The following is a 1,188-nucleotide window of genomic DNA, read 5'->3' as shown; positions in this document are numbered from 1 at the left end:
GTCCGGGTTCTAGATAGAAGCGCAACACCCGCTCTATGGTTGGAAGTGTTCAGGTTCTAACTGGAGAAGGTGTTGCGCTCATGAGGAAAGTGTATTCCCACCTGTCGGCCGAGGAGCGGGTCCGGATCGACGAGTTGAGGAACCGAGAGGGGCTAGGCGTGTGCCAGATCGCGTTGAGGATCGGCCGTGACAAGTCCACGGTCAGCCGCGAGCTGAGACGAGGCCTGTGGTTCGCGTCCAACGAGAACGACTCCTACCGTCCGTACCGGCCGAAACGCCTGAAGACCGGCGCATGGACGGCCCGTCCGTTCTATTCGGCCATGACCGCGCAGCGCAAGGCCGAGACACGCGCCCGCAGGTCGCGCAAGCCCCTGCGCATGTCCTACTCGCCGCTGCTCGCGTGGGTGATGGACGCGCTGCGCAAGGGATGGACGCCCGAACGGATCGAAGGACGGCTCAGGGTCCAGTTCCCGGCCGACGCGCGCATGCGGATAAGCCACGAGTGCCTCTACCAGTGGATCTACGCGACACCGCAGAAGGCGCTGGACCTCAGACAGTACCTGCCGCGCGGCAAACGGCACCGCACGCGCGCCAAGGGCCGCAGGTCGAAGGGGCCGAGGATCCCGATGCGCGTGCCGATCGCGCAGCGGCCCAAACGCGTCGACTCGCGGCATGAGTTCGGCCACTTCGAGTCCGACACGGTCATCGGCACGGCCCCCTCGAGACGGTGCATCGACACGCAGGTCGAACGCAAGAGCCGCCGCCTGTTCGCCCGGTTCATCCCCGACAAGAGCGCGCTGGCGACCGCGCGCGCCGAATACGACATCTACAGCCGCATCCCCGCGCCCGCGCGCATCGACCGCACCTGGGACAACGGCACGGAGTCCTCCTGCCATCTGCTCGTGGACGAGGCATTGGGCATGCTCACCTATTTCGCGGACCCGTACTCCTCGTACCAGCGCGGCACGAACGAGAACCGCAACGGCCGCATCCGCCGCTACCTGCCCAAGAAAACCAGCTTCGACGACCTGTCGGACGGGGACCTGCAGGCCATCGTCCAGGAGATCAACGACACCCCGTTGAAGGTCCTCGGGTGGGAAACGCCCAACGAGGTTTGGTACCGCGAGCTCGACAGGGTAACGTCAAAGACAAGCCACCCAAAGACGAGTGTTGCACTTACAAATTGAA

At 64.7% G+C, this 1,188-nt stretch carries 1 protein-coding gene; it reads left to right on the top strand.

Features of this window, described 5'->3' with window-relative positions; all coding sequences use genetic code 11:
* The first annotated feature begins 80 nt into the window (after nt 1-80).
* Nucleotides 81-1,187: an IS30 family transposase gene (locus tag BW09_RS10805; protein ID WP_140464197.1), complete on the top strand. Its 1,107-nt coding sequence runs from the start codon at nt 81-83 to the stop codon at nt 1,185-1,187.
* Nucleotide 1,188 lies beyond the last annotated feature (1 nt).

Origin of the sequence: Bifidobacterium sp. UTCIF-1 (genome assembly GCF_006408915.1) — a bacterium.
GTDB lineage: Bacteria > Actinomycetota > Actinomycetes > Actinomycetales > Bifidobacteriaceae > Bifidobacterium > Bifidobacterium reuteri.
Note: the sequence above shows the minus strand (reverse complement) of the source record. Positions and strands in the feature narration are given on the sequence as shown.

Coding starts and splice junctions, on each gene's coding strand:
- BW09_RS10805 (WP_140464197.1), top strand. CDS start 81: ATGAGGAAAGTGTATTCCCACCTGTCGGCCGAGGAGCGGGTCCGGATC.